The sequence below is a fragment of the Sphingobacterium sp. G1-14 genome (assembly GCF_002196555.1).
In the GTDB taxonomy this organism is placed as follows: Bacteria; Bacteroidota; Bacteroidia; order Sphingobacteriales; family Sphingobacteriaceae; genus Sphingobacterium; species Sphingobacterium siyangense.
Map to the genome: position 1 here is coordinate 3,068,300 of NZ_CP021381.1, position 16,852 is coordinate 3,085,151.

The 16,852-nt window shown below is 39.4% G+C and carries 18 protein-coding genes and 1 tRNA gene; 9 read left to right on the plus strand and 10 right to left on the minus strand.

Features of this window, described 5'->3' with window-relative positions:
• Positions 1–14 precede the first annotated feature (14 nt).
• Positions 15–578 carry a YqgE/AlgH family protein gene (locus tag CBM24_RS12870; protein WP_088161531.1) on the minus strand — a complete coding sequence of 188 codons (564 nt, stop codon included), beginning with the start codon at positions 576–578 and terminating at the stop codon, positions 15–17.
• Between the two features lie 152 nt (positions 579–730).
• Here CBM24_RS12870 and pdxH point away from each other — a divergent pair, with 152 nt between their 5' ends.
• From pdxH to ruvB, 5 genes are all read left to right on the plus strand, one after another.
• Complete coding sequence (gene pdxH, locus CBM24_RS12875; protein WP_088161532.1) at positions 731–1,384, plus strand: pyridoxamine 5'-phosphate oxidase; 654 nt, start codon at positions 731–733, stop codon at positions 1,382–1,384.
• 2 nt (positions 1,385–1,386) lie between these two features.
• Positions 1,387–1,875, plus strand: coding sequence for an NADH-quinone oxidoreductase subunit C (locus tag CBM24_RS12880; protein WP_088161533.1), 489 nt, complete (start codon positions 1,387–1,389; stop codon positions 1,873–1,875).
• A gap of 5 nt (positions 1,876–1,880) precedes the next feature.
• The gene (locus tag CBM24_RS12885; protein ID WP_088161534.1) at positions 1,881–3,077 is read left to right on the plus strand and encodes an NADH-quinone oxidoreductase subunit D; all 1,197 of its coding nucleotides are present in this window, start codon (positions 1,881–1,883) and stop codon (positions 3,075–3,077) included.
• Between the two features lie 365 nt (positions 3,078–3,442).
• Positions 3,443–4,180 carry a polyprenol monophosphomannose synthase gene (locus tag CBM24_RS12890; protein ID WP_088163547.1) on the plus strand — a complete coding sequence of 246 codons (738 nt, stop codon included), beginning with the start codon at positions 3,443–3,445 and terminating at the stop codon, positions 4,178–4,180.
• 11 nt (positions 4,181–4,191) lie between these two features.
• Complete coding sequence (ruvB, locus tag CBM24_RS12895; protein ID WP_088161535.1) at positions 4,192–5,214, plus strand: Holliday junction branch migration DNA helicase RuvB; 1,023 nt, start codon at positions 4,192–4,194, stop codon at positions 5,212–5,214.
• 20 nt (positions 5,215–5,234) lie between these two features.
• Here ruvB and CBM24_RS12900 read toward each other — a convergent pair whose 3' ends face one another.
• The 3 genes from CBM24_RS12900 to CBM24_RS12910 all read right to left on the minus strand — a co-directional run bounded on the left by CBM24_RS12900 (position 5,235) and on the right by CBM24_RS12910 (position 9,783).
• The gene (locus CBM24_RS12900) at positions 5,235–5,777 is read right to left on the minus strand and encodes a hypothetical protein (protein WP_088161536.1); all 543 of its coding nucleotides are present in this window, start codon (positions 5,775–5,777) and stop codon (positions 5,235–5,237) included.
• 7 nt (positions 5,778–5,784) lie between these two features.
• The gene (locus tag CBM24_RS12905; protein WP_088161537.1) at positions 5,785–8,271 is read right to left on the minus strand and encodes a S9 family peptidase; all 2,487 of its coding nucleotides are present in this window, start codon (positions 8,269–8,271) and stop codon (positions 5,785–5,787) included.
• 87 nt (positions 8,272–8,358) lie between these two features.
• Entirely contained in the window at positions 8,359–9,783 is a 1,425-nt protein-coding gene (locus CBM24_RS12910; RefSeq protein ID WP_088161538.1) for an ATP-dependent RecD-like DNA helicase, read from the minus strand.
• 85 nt (positions 9,784–9,868) lie between these two features.
• Here CBM24_RS12910 and CBM24_RS12915 point away from each other — a divergent pair, with 85 nt between their 5' ends.
• From CBM24_RS12915 to coaD, 3 genes are read left to right on the plus strand one after another with little or no spacing between them, the layout of a single operon-like run.
• Positions 9,869–10,666 (plus strand): DUF3822 family protein, encoded by a 798-nt coding sequence (locus CBM24_RS12915; RefSeq protein WP_088161539.1) that lies wholly within the window; start codon positions 9,869–9,871, stop codon positions 10,664–10,666.
• Positions 10,657–11,196 (plus strand): 16S rRNA (guanine(966)-N(2))-methyltransferase RsmD, encoded by a 540-nt coding sequence (gene rsmD, locus CBM24_RS12920; RefSeq protein ID WP_088161540.1) that lies wholly within the window; start codon positions 10,657–10,659, stop codon positions 11,194–11,196. The genes CBM24_RS12915 and rsmD overlap by 10 nt, the downstream gene beginning before the upstream one ends.
• Before the next feature lies 1 nt (position 11,197).
• Positions 11,198–11,674, plus strand: coding sequence for a pantetheine-phosphate adenylyltransferase (gene coaD / locus CBM24_RS12925; RefSeq protein WP_075992599.1), 477 nt, complete (start codon positions 11,198–11,200; stop codon positions 11,672–11,674).
• A gap of 244 nt (positions 11,675–11,918) precedes the next feature.
• Here the strand turns inward: coaD and CBM24_RS12930 are convergent, their stop codons facing one another.
• Positions 11,919–12,872 carry an aldo/keto reductase gene (locus CBM24_RS12930; RefSeq protein WP_088163548.1) on the minus strand — a complete coding sequence of 318 codons (954 nt, stop codon included), beginning with the start codon at positions 12,870–12,872 and terminating at the stop codon, positions 11,919–11,921.
• A gap of 182 nt (positions 12,873–13,054) precedes the next feature.
• Between CBM24_RS12930 and CBM24_RS12935 the strand changes: the two genes are divergently transcribed.
• Positions 13,055–13,134 (plus strand) — tRNA-Leu (locus CBM24_RS12935).
• A 207-nt stretch (positions 13,135–13,341) separates the two neighbouring features.
• Here the strand turns inward: CBM24_RS12935 and CBM24_RS12940 are convergent.
• The 5 genes from CBM24_RS12940 to CBM24_RS12960 all read right to left on the minus strand — a co-directional run bounded on the left by CBM24_RS12940 (position 13,342) and on the right by CBM24_RS12960 (position 16,811).
• Positions 13,342–13,761 (minus strand): c-type cytochrome, encoded by a 420-nt coding sequence (locus tag CBM24_RS12940; RefSeq protein WP_088161541.1) that lies wholly within the window; start codon positions 13,759–13,761, stop codon positions 13,342–13,344.
• 91 nt (positions 13,762–13,852) lie between these two features.
• A complete protein-coding gene (locus tag CBM24_RS12945) occupies positions 13,853–14,239 on the minus strand; it encodes a hypothetical protein (protein WP_088161542.1) in 387 nt (128 codons plus the stop codon).
• Positions 14,240–14,282: 43 nt separating this feature from the next.
• The gene (locus CBM24_RS12950) at positions 14,283–14,939 is read right to left on the minus strand and encodes a DUF1345 domain-containing protein (RefSeq protein ID WP_088161543.1); all 657 of its coding nucleotides are present in this window, start codon (positions 14,937–14,939) and stop codon (positions 14,283–14,285) included.
• An 11-nt stretch (positions 14,940–14,950) separates the two neighbouring features.
• Positions 14,951–15,763 (minus strand): hypothetical protein, encoded by an 813-nt coding sequence (locus CBM24_RS12955; RefSeq protein ID WP_088161544.1) that lies wholly within the window; start codon positions 15,761–15,763, stop codon positions 14,951–14,953.
• A 58-nt stretch (positions 15,764–15,821) separates the two neighbouring features.
• Positions 15,822–16,811, minus strand: coding sequence for an LLM class flavin-dependent oxidoreductase (locus tag CBM24_RS12960; RefSeq protein ID WP_088161545.1), 990 nt, complete (start codon positions 16,809–16,811; stop codon positions 15,822–15,824).
• Between the last annotated feature and the right edge of the window lie 41 nt (positions 16,812–16,852).

Here is a 16,852-nt window from a genome sequence, read left to right on the forward strand (position 1 = left end):
CAAGTTTCCTAACATTAATTTAGGCCTGGGCTCTGAGGGAAATTGGCGACATGTGCATATTTGGGGCCAAGTCCAATAATGGCATCCTTCCACAACAATTCACCGTTACCTTCAAAAATGAGCTGATGATGGTATTTGTTTTGTACAGCCCAGCTATTTTCTTTGATTTCGCCGTCTAATTGACCTGCAGACCATCCAGAATATCCGATAAAGAATTTTAATTCGTCAGGTTTTATGCTACCGGTTTGTATGGCTTCGATAAGCTTCTCTTCATCGCCGCCAAAATAGATTCCAGGAGCCACTTCTTCGCCACTCAACAGTAAATCGAAACGGCTATGTACAAAAAAAAGGCTTTCCTGAGCAACCGGGCCACCGACGTAGATCGGGAAATTGCAATCCGGTATAGATTCCAATAATTGGCCTATACGAACATTGGTTTGATTATTTAGAACAAATCCGAGTGAACCTTCGGTATTGTATTCACATAACAATATCACGGACCTGAGGAATCTGGGGTCTAGCATAAAAGGCTCGGAAATCAATAAACTTCCTTTTTGTGGGTCTAGTTCGGTAAACATATAGCGCGAATTTAATTATTTATTGAATTTAATCTTTTTTATTCAATCTATGCGAGATTTGTGCCAAAATTAGGATTTTGTCAATTTCTACTAACTTTATAGAGAAAAAGCAATGATTTTAGTAAGTTTGTAGGATATAAAAACAGGTTTCTATGTCCATTCAACATAAAGATATTGCAGCAATCAGACAGGATTACGTATTAGGTAGCCTATCTGAATCGGATGTGGATCGTGATCCAGTCCACCAGTTTAAAAAATGGTTTGATGAGGCTATTCACAGTGAGGTAATCGAGCCCAATGCTATGGTACTTTCAACGGTTTCTTCCCATCAATTGCCGTCCTCGCGAGTTGTTTTATTGAAGGACATCGCAGCAGAAGGACTGGTCTTTTTTACAAACTATGAAAGTCGTAAAGGGGAAGACATGAAAGCTAATCCGCATGTTGCATTGTTGTTTTTTTGGCCTGAACTACAAAGGCAGGTCCGGATCGAAGGTGTTATTGATTTTGTAAGTGAGGCCGATTCGGATGAATATTTCCAATCGCGGCCAAAAGCAAGCCGTATTGGTGCGCTAGCATCCCCACAGAGTCACGAAATCCCTAACCGTAATTTTTTGGAAAATAGGGTGGAGGAACTCGAGAATCAATATTATGGAAACGATTCTGTACCGAGACCATCACATTGGGGTGGTTATCTATTGAAACCGATTTATTTCGAGTTTTGGCAAGGGCGTGCAAGTCGGCTACATGATCGTATGGTCTATAAAAAAGTGTCGGATTCCTGGAAGATTACGCGCATAGCTCCATAAATATGACATTTGACGAAATTAAATCGATGCTTGTTTCCAAATTTGGAAGTCAAATTATCCTTAAAGAAGATCGGAATGGGCTGCAGCCAGCACTTTTTATTGATAAAGCAGATATTGTTGCCGTTTGTTTATTTCTGAGGGATACAGAAGGCTTGTACTTTGATTTTTTAAGCAACCTAACTGCAGTGGATTATGAAACGCATTTTGCTATTGTTTACCATCTAAATTCCTTGCCTTATCAACACGGTTTGGTCTTAAAAGTTGAGTTGCCGGGTAATCGTTCGCTGAATGAACTACCTGAGATTCCTTCGCTTACTTCGGTGTGGCGTACGGCAGACTGGCATGAACGTGAAGCATTTGACCTTATGGGGATATATTTTGAGGGACATCCGGACCTTAGACGGATTTTGCTGCCTGACGATTGGGAAGGTTATCCTTTACGAAAGGATTATGAGGAAGCAGAAAAATATCATGGCATTCATATTAATTGATAAAAATGGCGAATCCAAAATATAATGAAGCATTAATACGCTATGAAAAACACCTTACAGAGATCTCAAGCCAGGAAATGGTGTTGAATATGGGACCTCAGCATCCTTCGACGCATGGTGTACTTCGGTTACAACTGATTACAGACGGAGAAATCGTGAAAGAGGTTGTTCCACACTTGGGTTATCTGCATCGTTGTTTTGATAAGCATGCTGAATCGTTGAATTATGCAAAAACAATTCCATTTACTGATCGCCTGGACTATCTAGCTTCGATGAACAATAGCCATGCTTTCGTAATGGGGGTTGAACGTATGCTTGGACTCGACAGTAAAATACCTAAGAGAATTGAGTACATTCGGGTTTTGGTCTGTGAACTCAACCGGATGGCATCCCATCTAATTGCTATTGGTACATATGGTATTGATATCGGCGCAACAACGCCATTTCTGTGGTGTTTTAGGGATCGTGAACATATCATGAATATGTTGGAATGGGCCTCAGGTTCCAGGATGTTGTACAACTATATCTGGGTAGGAGGTTTATTTTATGATTTGCCTGTTGGCTTTGAAGAGCGCTGTACGGAATTTATTGCGTATTTCAAACCCAAATTGGTCGAACTTGATGAAATATTGACACAGAATCAAATATTTATCTCTCGTACAGCTAAAATAGGCGTACTTCCTGCTGATGTTGCCATAAATTATGGTGTATCGGGGCCTATGCTGCGTGCTTCGGGAATAAAATGGGATTTGAGACGAATAGATGGCTATTCTGTTTACCCAGAAATTGATTTTGAGATACCTGTGGGAAAAGGTGAAATGGGGACACTTGGTGATTGCTGGGATCGTTATAAAGTTAGGGTAGATGAGGTCAAGGAATCTGTTCGCATTGTTGAACAATGTCTTGAACGATTACAGAAAGACTTTACACGTACAGCCGAATTTGATCCGCGAGCTTTGGTTCCGAAGAAAGTGAATTTGAAAGCGCAGGACTACTATGTCCGTGCTGAAAATCCGAAAGGAGAATTAGGGTTTTATTTTGTCACAAAAGATAAATCAGATATTCCATTACGTGTAAAATCAAGGGGACCAAGTTTTAATAACCTTTCGGTGATTTCAGAACTCGGAAAAGGGGTGCTGATCGCTGATTTGATAGCGATCCTTGGGTCGATTGATATCGTTTTGGGGGAGGTGGATCGTTAGATTGCGGTAGTGTGCGTGTTTTATAAACGATTTAGCAAAATAAAATAGAGATTGTATTGAAAATGTTGCATGAAAACGCAAATAAATTTGTAAATGAAAGCAATTTTCATCATATTTGCAGTCTCATAATTTAAGTTTATAATTGGTTAATGAAAGCTCGTTACTCCCAAAGTAACGGGCTTCTCTTTTTTATAAGGGTGTAACTTATTGATGCCGCTTATTTATGATGTCGATGTGTTGGTTTGAGCTTGAAGGATTTACTGTCTTTTCTCCCGAGTATTGTTGATTATCCTGTAGATTTCATCGAATTCCTGTACTAGAATTTAACGTAAATGATTACCTTTACTGGTCTTAAATATAAAAAAGTGACGGATAGTTTAGTTATCATTCCAACATATAATGAAAAGGAAAATATTGAAAAAATCATTCGCAAAGTTTTTTCCTTATCACAGGCATTTGATATTTTAATTGTAGATGATGGTTCTCCCGATGGGACGGCTACCATCATCAAGAATTTACAGGCTAATGAATTTACTGGCCGTTTGTTTATCGAAGAGCGAACTGGGAAGCTGGGGTTAGGAACAGCATATATCCATGGATTTAAATGGGCACTATCCCGCGAACATTACCAATATATTTTCGAAATGGATGCGGATTTCAGCCACAATCCAGAGGATCTGCTTCGCTTACGGCAGGCTTGTGTGGATGGTGCAGACATGAGCATAGGTTCGCGTTATATCAAGGGCGTGAATGTTGTCAATTGGCCGATGAGCCGTGTGCTGATGTCCTATTTCGCTTCGGTATATGTTCGTTTTATAACGGGAATAGCTATTCAGGATGCTACTGCGGGGTTTGTTTGTTTCTCCAGGGAAGTCCTCGAGACAATCCCACTTGAAAAGATTAAATTTGTAGGCTATGCTTTTCAGATTGAGATGAAATTCACAGCCATAAAATATGGCTTTAATGTCGTTGAAGTACCCATTATATTCACAGACCGGACCGAAGGTACATCAAAGATGAGCACAAGTATCTTTAAGGAAGCTTTTTTTGGAGTGATCCAATTGAAATTAGGAAGTATCGGAAAGCGCTACAAGAGAAATTAAATATTGCCACAATGAACGAGAATTTAGATCCAAACCCAGAACGTCTGAGCAATACAGATCGTGATATTGAACGGGCATTGCGGCCTCAGGCTTTTGAAGATTTTACGGGACAGGCTAAAATATTAGAAAACCTCAATATTTTTGTGAAGGCAGCTAGGCTGAGAGGAGAGGCGCTGGATCACGTTTTGCTGCATGGCCCCCCGGGCTTAGGAAAGACAACCTTATCCCATATCATTGCTAATGAGATGGGGGTTGGTATCAAAATTACTTCTGGACCTGTATTGGATAAACCGGGTGATTTAGCAGGATTATTGACAAATCTCGAAGAAGGGGATGTTTTGTTTATCGACGAGATCCACCGTTTAAGCCCTTTAGTAGAAGAATATCTCTATTCGGCAATGGAAGATTTCAAAATTGACATTATGTTGGAAACGGGACCAAATGCGCGGTCTGTTCAGATATCCCTGAATCCGTTTACCTTGATAGGGGCCACAACGCGTTCAGGTCTTTTGACAGCCCCCTTGCGTGCTCGTTTTGGAATTAATTCACGCTTACAATATTATGATGCAAAGCTGCTGACAACTATTGTGCTGCGCTCGGCTCATATCTTAAACACACCGATTTCTGATGAAGGTGCCTATGAGATTGCGCGAAGGAGCAGAGGGACGCCCCGGATAGCCAATGCTTTACTGCGTCGTACAAGGGATTTTGCACAGATAAAGGGCAATGGGAGCATCGATAAAGAAATCGCGAAGTACGCTTTGCATGCGCTTAATGTGGATGAAAATGGTTTAGACGAGATGGACAACAAAATCTTAACGACCATTATCGACAAATTTAAAGGTGGTCCTGTAGGATTAAAAACCGTGGCCACAGCAGTTGGGGAGGATGAAGGTACGATTGAGGAAGTCTATGAACCCTTTTTGATTCAAGAAGGATACATTATGCGGACGTCGAGGGGACGCGAGTGCACCGAGGCTGCTTATAAGCATTTGGGCCGTGTCAACCTCTCGAAAGGAAATACACTGTTTTAAGCGCGAGTGAAAAGTATATTTTAATTTTTCTGCTGAATAATTTTATTAGTCCGGCTCATTAAGGCCGGACTAGGTTTTGTCCGTTGAAAATAGCTTATCTGGGCCAGTAATTCCTCATATATCCAAGGGTGCTTCTTTCGCAAGTTATTTAAGATGTCCAGGCAGTTGACTAATACAGCAACGGGACATGAAGGTTCGATCATCCATTGGAAGGAATGCTCGATAATTTCTTCTTCTATCTCATTTTGAAGCGTATATTCTTTGTTTTTTTTCGACGTCAAAAATAGCAGAATTTTAGTGTAGCTTCTAAGGCAGCTCCAGTTTTTTTGTTTTTTTAAATTGTCCAAGAACTGCGGGAGAACAGATTTTAGCAATGTTGTATTCTTTAAAACGATGGTTTCAAATACCCAGGCAGCGCGAAAGGCAATCTTTTTGTCCTTCTCTAAGGAGATGTTCAGCAAATCGGCCAGGCTTATCCCTTGAAGGATATTCAAAGAAAAATCCGTTACCTCGAAAGATCTCAAGGTAACGGATAAAAATGCTAATTTTTCATTGTAGGTCATGTAACCGTTATTTTTGTGGCTTTTCTCGATTCATTTCAGTCATGTCAACTTCGTTCATCTTGGAATCACCCAACAGATATTGGCTAAAGTAATCGCCCATTTTCCAAAAGAAATACTCAGTCATATCGCCAAAGCCATGTCTTTGTCCAGGTAATAGCAGGAAATCAAATCTTTTGTTAGCCTTGATCAATGCGTCTACCATGCGAATTGAATTTGCCGGGTGCACATTATTGTCAATATCTCCGGTAGCGATAAGTAGTCTACCTTTTAGGTTTTTTGCGAGCTCTGTATTTTTATTGATTTGGTAGGAGAATGTTGTATCACCTTTAGCGGATACTTTTTCTGTTACCCCATGATGGCGCTCACTCCACCAGCGGTTGTAAATCTGATTTTCATGGTTTCCTGCGCCAGATACCGCAACTTTAAAGAAATCAGGATAAACAAGCATTGCGGCTGTAGACATAAATCCACCTCCGGAGTGGCCGGTTATACCAACGCGGTTAATGTCGATGTATTTATAACGATCTGCAAGCTGTTCCGCAGCGACTTTTTTATCTTCCAAACCATAGTCACGCAGATTGCCATAGCCATAGGTATGATACCATTGTGAACGTGAAGGATGTCCGCCACGGTTGCCGACTGTGATGACGATAAATCCAAACTGAGCTAGCCTGTCGATTCTGTCCATGCTTCTTCCAAAGGATTTATTGACAGCCTCGGTTTGGGGCCCTGGATATACATATTCCACAATGGGGTAAGTTCTGGTACTGTCAAAGTCAAATGGTTTATACATGACTCCATAAAGATCCGTGGTACCATCTCCGGCTTTTACTTTAAAAGGTTCCGGGAATTTGTACCCTGCAGCAAATAGTAAGGATAGATCTGTTTTTTCCAGTGTCATTACTTTCTGTCCATTGCTATTGTATAAGATCGATTCGGGAGTCGTGTTTACTCTGGAGGAATTATTGATAAAATATCGGGAGGATTCGCTCATTTCCACTTGGTGATCAAAGTTTCCCGGATTTAATAATTTAATTCCGGAGCCATTTGTATTTACACTGTACTGATGTAGATAATAAGGGTCTTCGTTTTTCTCACGACCCGATGCTGTAAAGTATAGTGTTCCTGAAGCAGGGTCTAAACCGGTAATTTCCTCCGTATGAAAGGCACCTTTTGTAATTTGATTAATCAATTTTCCATTCGTGTCGTAAAGGTAGTAGTGGCCCCAGCCATCTCTTTCTGACCAATGGACCAATTGCTTTTTGTTTTCGATAAGGAATGGTTTTTGAACATCCAAATATACATTGGAACGCTCCTGGATAATATTGTTTACCGTACCATTTATATTGACTTTTAGGAGATCAATCCGTTTGAGGTCACGGCTAGAGCGTGAAATGTAAAACTCTTCGTTATTGCCTAACCAGTAGTTGATAAAATAATCCTCTTTATAAGAATTTTTATCCGGAGTTTTTGTCCAGGTAGAGATGGTCTGATTTTTAAACGCGGATATATTGATGCGGCGTGGAGATTTTGCTGCTGCATCGAAGATATAAAGTTCAGTTTCCGTCGAATCGACTTCGCCCGGCATTTGGTATTTATAGGTTTCAAGTGTCGGCCTGGCTGAACCAACATTATTGATTACCCATAAGGGTTTTAGAGAACGGTTGTCCTTTCTGGTCAAGGTGAAATAACGTCCATCCGGCGACCAGCTGATCCATACTCGTTTACGTTTTGGGTCATTGTCTTTGTCTTTTTCCTCACCTGTAGTTGTGCTGTATTCATCACCGCCCCAAGCATAATATTGTACACCGTCTTTTGTTATCTTGTGCTCTACAATGGTGCTGTCTTTTTCATTCTTTACCGCTTTAAGATAGTTGGATTTATCCATCCAATACAAGTTGTAATCTTTCGCAAAATAGACCGTATTGGTGTCAGGGGAGAATGTCGCCCAGCCCAATGGTGATTTTACTTTTGTTGAGTCACTGATTTCAACGACAGACTGTGCTGCTAAGTCATATTCCAAATAAAATAGTTTCTTTTTGGTCGTATCGGACTTATTCTTGAGCTTTTGTATTTCATCTTTGGATTTTACGGTGTCTTTAGTACTCTGAACCTGAAACCTTAATTTTTTCTCATCTTTGGTAAATCGAAGCCCCTGTAATTCCAGATGCTGGGCATCTACAGGATTTTTAACGATTTTAGTAATCTGAGCGGCTAAGTTGTCATTATTGAAAAGAAGTTCTTTCTTTTTCAGCGCAGGGTTTACAATGTACCAGTTTCTTCCCTGTGGACTTGCGTAATCATACCAAAAGCGATCGGAAAAATTGATCCAATTTGGTTTGATGCTAGTCGAAAAAATCATTTTCTTTAACTTTTCAGGGGAGAATTTTGCAGCCAGCTGATAATTGGGCTTTATAGGCGTTTCTTTCGCCTGTTGTGCAGTGCTAACATAGGGCAATAAGCTCGCCGCTAAGATTAAGTAGTACTTATGCATTAATAATATAGATAATTGTATAATAATGGTTCCGAACGTAAAAATATCTATTATTAGGTTCTTTTGCGAATGATTCGTGTAATAATCCTATGATGGATAGAAGTTTTCATTGAAATTGACCAGAAAAAGTTCCTTTGTTGCTCGGGTAACCCCAGTGTACAGCCATCTTAAGAATTCAAGATCCAACATATCATCGTTTATATACCCCTGGTCGACAAACACGATTGGCCATTGGCCGCCTTGTGCTTTATGACAGGTAATTGCAAATGCAAATTTAATCTGAAGCGCATTATAATAGGGGTCTTTTTTGATTGCTTCGAGCCTGTCCCTCTTATCCATGATGTCGGCATAATCCAAGGCAATCTCTTCGTAGAGTGCTTTTTGGGTTTCATAGGGCAGATTGGGGCTGTCTGTATAAAGGCTGTCTAGGATAACGCGGCAGGTGATGGGTTCTATTTCGTCAATGTCTACAAATTCAAGCGTGACATCTGCAAATCGAAATCCATGCTGATCATGGATGTTACTTACTTTTCGCACTTTGGCCATATCGCCATTTGCAATAAATCCATCGCCCATGTTGTTTTCCTGTAGCCAGAAGTAGTTGTTCTTTACAACCATAATATAATCTCCGCCGGTGAGCTCCTCATCCCGGAACAAAATCCTGTTCCTTATATTCTGGTTGTATAAATTTGCAGATCGATTTGAACGGCAGATAATCATTGTGTTTTCGAGTCCATATTTGTCATATGCATAGTTTATACCTTCGATTAACCGTTCACCTGTCATTCTGTAAAGATCTTTAAATCCTTTTGTTATGAATTTTGGAAAAGGGAAGTCGTCTTGATCTTCCTCTGCCGAGGTTATCTCTTCGCGTATTTTGGTGGCATTGTACAATATACCGGAGTCTTTGGATTGGCGGACAACCGTGGTTAGCTCAAAAGGATAGACGCAAAGATGAAATTCACTTTCGAGATAGCTTGGATTTAAGGCAGGACTATCCAGGAGTCCTACAGGAGGTAATTGAGCCGTATCTCCAACAAATAATAGGGTACAGTTCTTCCCAGATTGTACATAACGGATCAAGTCCTCCAAAAGGCTTGCCGAAAACGCATTCACGGAAGCATTGGATATCATTGAAGCTTCATCGATTATAAATAAAGTGTCTTCATGCAGGTTCTCCGCCAAGGTGAAATCGAGCTGAAATGAAACAGCGGATTTTTTACGGTATATTTTCTTGTGGATCGTCAGTGCTTTGCGTCCCGAATAATAGGTGATCACTTTTGCAGCCCTGCCTGTCGGTGCCAGCAGAACAGCCTTTTTCCGCAATGCAGGCAGCATTTTAACCAGCGCAGAAATTAACGTTGTTTTTCCCGTACCCGCATATCCTTTTAGCACAAAGCAAGATTGCTTGTCAAAAGCGAGTAGAAACTCTTGCAATAATTCGAAAGCCTCCAACTGCTGTTCGGTGGCTTGCCAAGGGAATTGCTGTATTAACAGATTTTTGATGAACACCCTCAAAGTTATTTAAAAGGTTTGTCTTATCCTCTAGAAAAAGCTATTTTTGCTCTAAGAAGTTTTAATTTTTACAATTCAGCGAATGAATTATATTTCAAAACAATTTAATATTCATTATTTACCGGAGTACAATCTTTTGGTCAAGGCTGGTTTTCAGAAGGATGTTTTGGCGGTGGTTGATAAAAAGTCGATCGCACCGATTTTGATCGAGTATCCGTCTGAGGAGCCAATTTTGGATGCCACACGGATTATGAGCCTTCCGTTTCGATTTGTCCGCGTTGTGATACCACATCAAACTTTTACGTTTATTCCAAAAGAATTTTTTCTGAGTGAAAACATCAGTGATTACCTGCAGTTTTTAGGCACAACTGATCTTGAAAATACATTTAGCTATTCTTTAGATAATCTTAATTTAGTTGCTGTATATCAGTTTGATGGTCTTTTATTGAATAGGTGGAAGCGGTTGTTTCCTGATGCTGTTATACTTCCAGAATTTGCGGTTGTACTTGACCGTGCGCAGGAGCGTGTATCCATTAGGGGGAGTGTATTGGGGCTTCATTTTGTAGCTGACAATACAGTTGATTTTTATCTTTTTAAAAATGGTGTTTTCCAGCTTTATAATAGTTTTGAAATTCATAATCTAGATGATATCAGCTACTATGTGCTTAATATTTTAACACAATTCAATCTAGGGGACTCCATCAATAAAGTGCTCCTTTCAGGAGAAATTCCAAATGAATCCTATTATAAACGTATCTCTACTTATGCGGGTGATATCGAAATATTGGATTTGAAGACAAAAGTCGTATTGGCGGATAGCGAGATCGAGTCAAATTTGGCCCCATATAATGTATTGTTTGATTCTATACTATGCGAATAATCGGAGGTCGTTTAGGTGGTTTAAGGCTGAATCCACCGACCAATTTACCTGTGAGGCCAACCACGGATATCGCTAAGGAAGCGCTGTTTAATATTTTACAGAACCGACTGGATTTTGATCGTTTAAAGTGTCTGGATCTTTTTGCGGGAACAGGGAATATTAGTTTTGAGCTCGCATCGCGGGATGTGGAATCAGTAGATGCAATAGATCTTCATTTCAAATGCGTGCAATATATCAATGAAACAGCCGGGAGGATGAAACTGGAGCAAATTAAAGCAAGGAAAGCCGATGTATTTAAGTTTATTGCCAGCTGTAAGAATACCTATGATTTTATTTTTGCAGACCCACCTTATGATATTCCTAAATTGCCACAATTGCCAAAATTAATTTTTGAAAAGGAATTGTTGCATGAACATGGGCTCCTTGTTGTTGAGCATCCGTCAACAAGACAGATGGAAGATCATCCAAATTTTATAGAAACTAGAAAATACGGGTATTCATCATTTTCCTTTTACGCTAAAACTATCTAATATGAAAATTGCTGTTTTTCCGGGCTCTTTTGATCCCTTTACTTTAGCTCATCAAGATCTTGTTGAGAGAGCAATGCCGCTATTTGATAAAATTATTATTGCAGTGGGCTATAACGCCAATAAAAAAGGAATGTTAGATCACGACGAGCGGGTAGATTCAATTAGCCGTGTTTTTAACGACGTAAGTAGGGTTGAGGTGCATAAATATAAAGGTCTTACAGTAGATTTCTGTAAGCAAGTTAAAGCACGTTTTATATTGCGTGGGCTCCGAAATACCAATGATTTTGAATTTGAAAATGCTGTTGCTCAAAATAATTTGTTGCTCAATAATGATGTTGAAAGCTATTTTTTAATGAGTAGATCTGGAAAGGCTCATATTTCTTCATCCATTGTTAGAGACGTGTGGTTTAATGGAGGAGATATCAGTGCGATGGTGCCTGTTTCTATTCTATCTTTGTTGAATGAAAAAATAAGATAAGTTACCTAAGTATAGGAAAAGCGATATTTAACGAAAATGGCTAACAGAATAATATTTTGTTAGCCATTTTTTATAACTGAAAAACAGGGATTTATATTCGTTATCTAACTAATATGTTTTCTTAAATTAAAATCGTTTCACTTTCTTCTATGCTGTGTGACCAAATATTATTTGGTAATGCGACTGAAATACGTTTAAAACTCTTATTTTCAGCGAATTAAATTGTTTTCTCCTTGCTGCTAGTCTAGTAAGAGCTTGCTTTGTCCAAGAGAAAACATTCTTCCGGTGTCAACTTGATTTCTACAGCTCTGCTGAGTTCCTCGAGTTGTTGGATACTGGTTGCACTTACAATAGGCGCCGTAACTGAAGGCCTGTGTAAACTCCAGGCTAAGGCAATAGCTGACATACTAGCTTGTTGTGTATGTGCTATCTCAGCCAACACATCTAAAATGCGCAGGCCACGCGCGTTAAATCTGTCTTTTAATGCATCGTAACGCTTAGTCTCTTTGATGTCTTCAATAGAGCGGTATTTGCCCGACAGGAAGCCACTGGCAAGTGAATAGTAACTGATTACGCCCAAATGATTATCAATGGCCAATTGTTCATACTGCTCTTCGTATTTCATACGGTCGTAAAGGTTATATTCAGGTTGGATAGCGATATAATATGGTAAATTGTGGTCTTCGGCCATTTGGAGGGATTCTGAAATACGTTCTGGACTTAGGTTTGAAGCACCGATCCATTTTATTTTTCCATTCTGGATCAGGTGATGATAAGCCTCCAGTGTTTCATCGATTCCAGTTGTCAGATCATCGTGATGAGATTGATAAAGATCGATTGTGTCTACGTTCAATCGCAGGAGTGAATCTTCCACAGATTTAATAATATACTCTTTTTTAAGATTAGGTTTACTATTGTCTATTCGACGTCCGCCGACTTTTGTTGCAATCTGAATTTTATCGCGAATATCTCTTTTGCTGATCCATTTGCCAATGATTGTTTCTGATTCGGACCCACTGTGACCCGGGACCCAATGTGAATAGTTGTTGGATGTATCAATAAGACTGAATCCCATATCGATAAAAGCATCTAACAGGGCGAAAGACTGTTTCTCATCGACGGTCCAGCCAAATACATTTCCACCAAAGACAAGAGGTTTGAATTCAATTTCACTGTTTCCGAGTTTTACTTTTTCCATGATCATTTGATTGTTTACTGATTAAAATTACGTAAAAAAGGCCATTTTCAATCAATTGATAGGGCATTGAAAAGTTTTTTTAAAATTTTCTCATTCATTTTCAGTGAGTTTTAAAAATGCGCGTTATGGTGATTTGGAATAATAAAAACTTTGCTTACTTTTGCATCATCCCAAACGGATATGCCCGGATGGCGGAATTGGTAGACGCGCTGGTCTCAAACACCAGTGGGAAACCGTGCCGGTTCGACTCCGGCTCCGGGTACAAAAGCTTCTCAATCGAGAAGCTTTTTTTATTTACTTACTTACTGCTTTTTATGCTTAGCTTAAGGTCGTTTTGCGTGGTTCCTTATTCAATTCCAAAACTAATGGCCTCATTCTTCTGCTTTTCAGCTTTCTCCATTAAAATGTATTAGAAATAAAAAACACCACAATACAGCGTATTATGGTGTTACATGAATATGTGGTTTGATTAGTTTTTTGCTAAGACCATTTCTGGTTCTTCTTTTCCGCCATGACAGGTTTTGCAGGAAATAGCTTTGGCAGGCGAGCTATCCCAACTACGATTAAAATACTTTTTATTTATCTTTTGGGTCATCTTAATCATCGCTCGTCCAATTTCTTTTTTGTGGTTATCGTCACTTGCAAAATCCATTTTTTTAGGATCCTCTTTTGATGGTGCGTGACAGAAACCACATTTTACGCCCAATGCAACGTTAAATTCCTTCATCGTGGAAATCAATTCATCGTGGGAGATATTCCTGGGAAGAACTTTTAGATTGGTTGGTTTTGGTTCTTCCTTAGGTTTTTCCTGTTGGAAACTGAATGCACTCAAAGCAAGCGCAATAGCCAACACCGATGCAATCGTACCTAATTTATTTATTTGTTTCATTTCTCTTTTCCTTTATGCTTAACTAAATATAGGGAGAAAGCGATAATTTTCAAATAGAAAATGAAGTTAATATGACAATTTAGATTGATTATTATTTACGTACTGCATCCGTAACGTTCCAGCTTTGACTATTGGACTGGTAGTTAATTGTCAGCATTTTCCCCTCAATCGTCACGTTTTTTAAGCCGGTGGTGTCGGAAGAGACCCAGGTGCTATCATTTGTTTTATTTAATACAAAGTCTGTAATATTCGGAATGCCTGTATAAAATTCAATTTTATAGGTGTTTCCGCTCACTTGTAAAACACGTATCAAACGATTATCCCGATCCACATCCAATGAATTATCCTGATATTGAACACGGCCTATAAAGCTGCCGGAAGCCCCTGCAGATCCGTCCCCTGTGTTATCTTTTTTTGCACATGAGGTGATTAGAATAATAGATAAACTGAGCGCAGCTAAAGGGATGAACAATTTCATGTGTGTAATTTTTGCTCTAAAATAAGACTTTTTGATCGAAAACTCAATTGATTAATCCAGAAATGATATTTATCGTCAATGCAACGACAAATGTATTTAAAGCAAAGGAGAGGAGGCCATGGAATAGCGCTACTCTTCGTATCTTTTTTGAAGAGATTCCAACGTCAGAAACCTGAAAGGTGCATCCCATCACAAATGAAAAATAAGCAAAATCCAAATAATCGGGCTTGTCGTCTCCCGGAAATTCCAGTCCAGTTCCGGCAGCTTTATTTTCATAGTATAAACGGGCGTAATGAAAGGTATATATGGTATGGACCAATCCCCAGGAGGACAGCATGGCTAACATGCAAATAATGATAATATACGCGTCATTTAACTGTTTATCCTTACTTGATATAATAATCATCAATACCGAAACAAAACAGCCTATGGTCACTAGGATGATAAATAACGACACGAAGAGACGGCTACCATCCTCTTGCTGTGCTTTCCTGGCAATGGAAGCAATCGGCATTGTGTAGAATGTGTACCAGGATATAGAAATATAGGATACACAAAATCCAAACCAGCATAACATTAAATTAAGCAGCGGAAGGCTTTTGATCGGCGAGAGCAGGTAGATCAACAGAAAGAAAAAGACCGAAATCAGTGCCCTATGAATGGATTGCATCCGATGCAGGTAGTAGCTCATTTTTTCCATTTCAGGTTCAATTAACAGTCAAATTGTTCTTCTGCTTCAAACACCAATGGGTTGCCGTTATTGGACAGAAACAGTAGCATAGCTTCTTCCTCATAATTTTTTGGATTGGAAAAAATAAAATCTAATGCACCATCTCGGTCGATATCCCCAACGAATAGAGTCGACATAAATACGTGGTCATATTGGTCAACCTGAAAAAGTATTTTCTCTTTATTTCGATTACTTGGAATATAAAGCAGCTTGTAATTGGTAACCTCATGAAACACCTTTTCGTGCCCTTTTTCATCTGTTTGTACTTCTGTGGATTTGATAGTTCCCGAGCCCTTAAGCTCGATCTTTTGGTTATTGAAAGAATATGCAACGGATTCTTTTGGCCAGACTTCGGAGTGACTTATTTTAACATGTTCCACAGGACCAGCTTTAAGCCCCTTGAGTTTCAAGAATAACAATGAATTTCTTCGTGATTCAACGCTTTTAGTCACTACTTGTGCGCAATCGTCAAAACCGTCCTTGACCTCATAATCGGCTTTACCTAAATAATATTGACCATTCTCTTCATAGAGATCATACCATTCTTTGTTTAATACTGTTGTAGGATCGTTCTTTTCCCATATACGATAGCTGCGCACTAGAAAAATCTGTCCTTGTGAAGAATCACTTTTAGGAGAAACGAACGATGTAGTGCTATCGCTAGTTGATAGGGCTAAACTATCCGAAGTGTTTGCTGTATCAGGTAAATTTCTGTGCTGTTTTGTAGAGGAGTTTGTACATGACTGCAGGAAAAATAATCCCAGGATCAGGCTAATGTTAATGGAAATATTCATATACGGTGAATTTTGTTTAAATATATAAAATTCACCGTATATAAAGTAGCTTGGATCCTTAAGCGAGTATTTCTTTCAACAATGACAAGGAATGGAGACACTTTTCATCATCAAAGATATAGGAAGTGGCCATGATCTCGTCCACTTTGTGATCGTTTACGAATTTTTCTATTTCTGGAAGAATTTTAGTACCATCACCAATAAATGCACAGGAAGCCATACTTTGCACGGCCTGTTCTATCGCCGGAATGCCTTTATAGATAACTTCCTGAGTAGGTTCTGAAAGTGGCCTTCTGGTATTTGTCACAATACCGGCGAATAGATTATAGAAGCTTGTTGCCAAAAAATTGGCTTCTTCGGTACTATCGGCAGCAATAACATTTACACAAGAAATGAAATATGGCTTTTCCAAGGCATTAGAAGGAACAAAATTTTGATGATAGATCATGCTTGCTGAGGCAAACTGAGCTGGAGCAAAATGCGTTGCAAAAGCATAGGGAAGACCTAGACTAGCGGCTAAATAGGCACTATCGGTACTTGACCCGAGGATATAAAGTGGGATATCCAGTCCTTCTCCTGGAAATGCACGTACTTTTGCGTCGTAGTTGTCTGCACTGAAGTAGCGCTGTAAGTCTTTTACCTCTTGAGGAAATTGAAAGGCTGTATTCAAGTTGTTTCTACGTAAAGCCATTGCGGTCAATTGATCAGTGCCTGGTGCACGTCCTAAACCGAGGTCAATACGCCCTGGAAATAAGGTTTCTAAGGTTCCAAATTGCTCTGCAATGACTAAAGGAGCATGATTTGGCAACATGATCCCACCAGAACCCACGCGAATAGAACTGGTATTTGATGCGATATGCTGTATTAGGAGTGAAGTTGCTGAACTGGCAATATATTCCATATTATGATGTTCGGCCACCCATATTCTTTTAAAATCTAATTTTTCTACATGTCGGGCAATCTTAACGGTACGAGCCAATGCGCTACCTGTATGCTCCCCTTTTTTGATCGGAGCCAAATCCAATGCTGATAATGCTATTTTATCCATACATTAAAATTACGGAGAAGATTTTCGACAATTGTAATGAA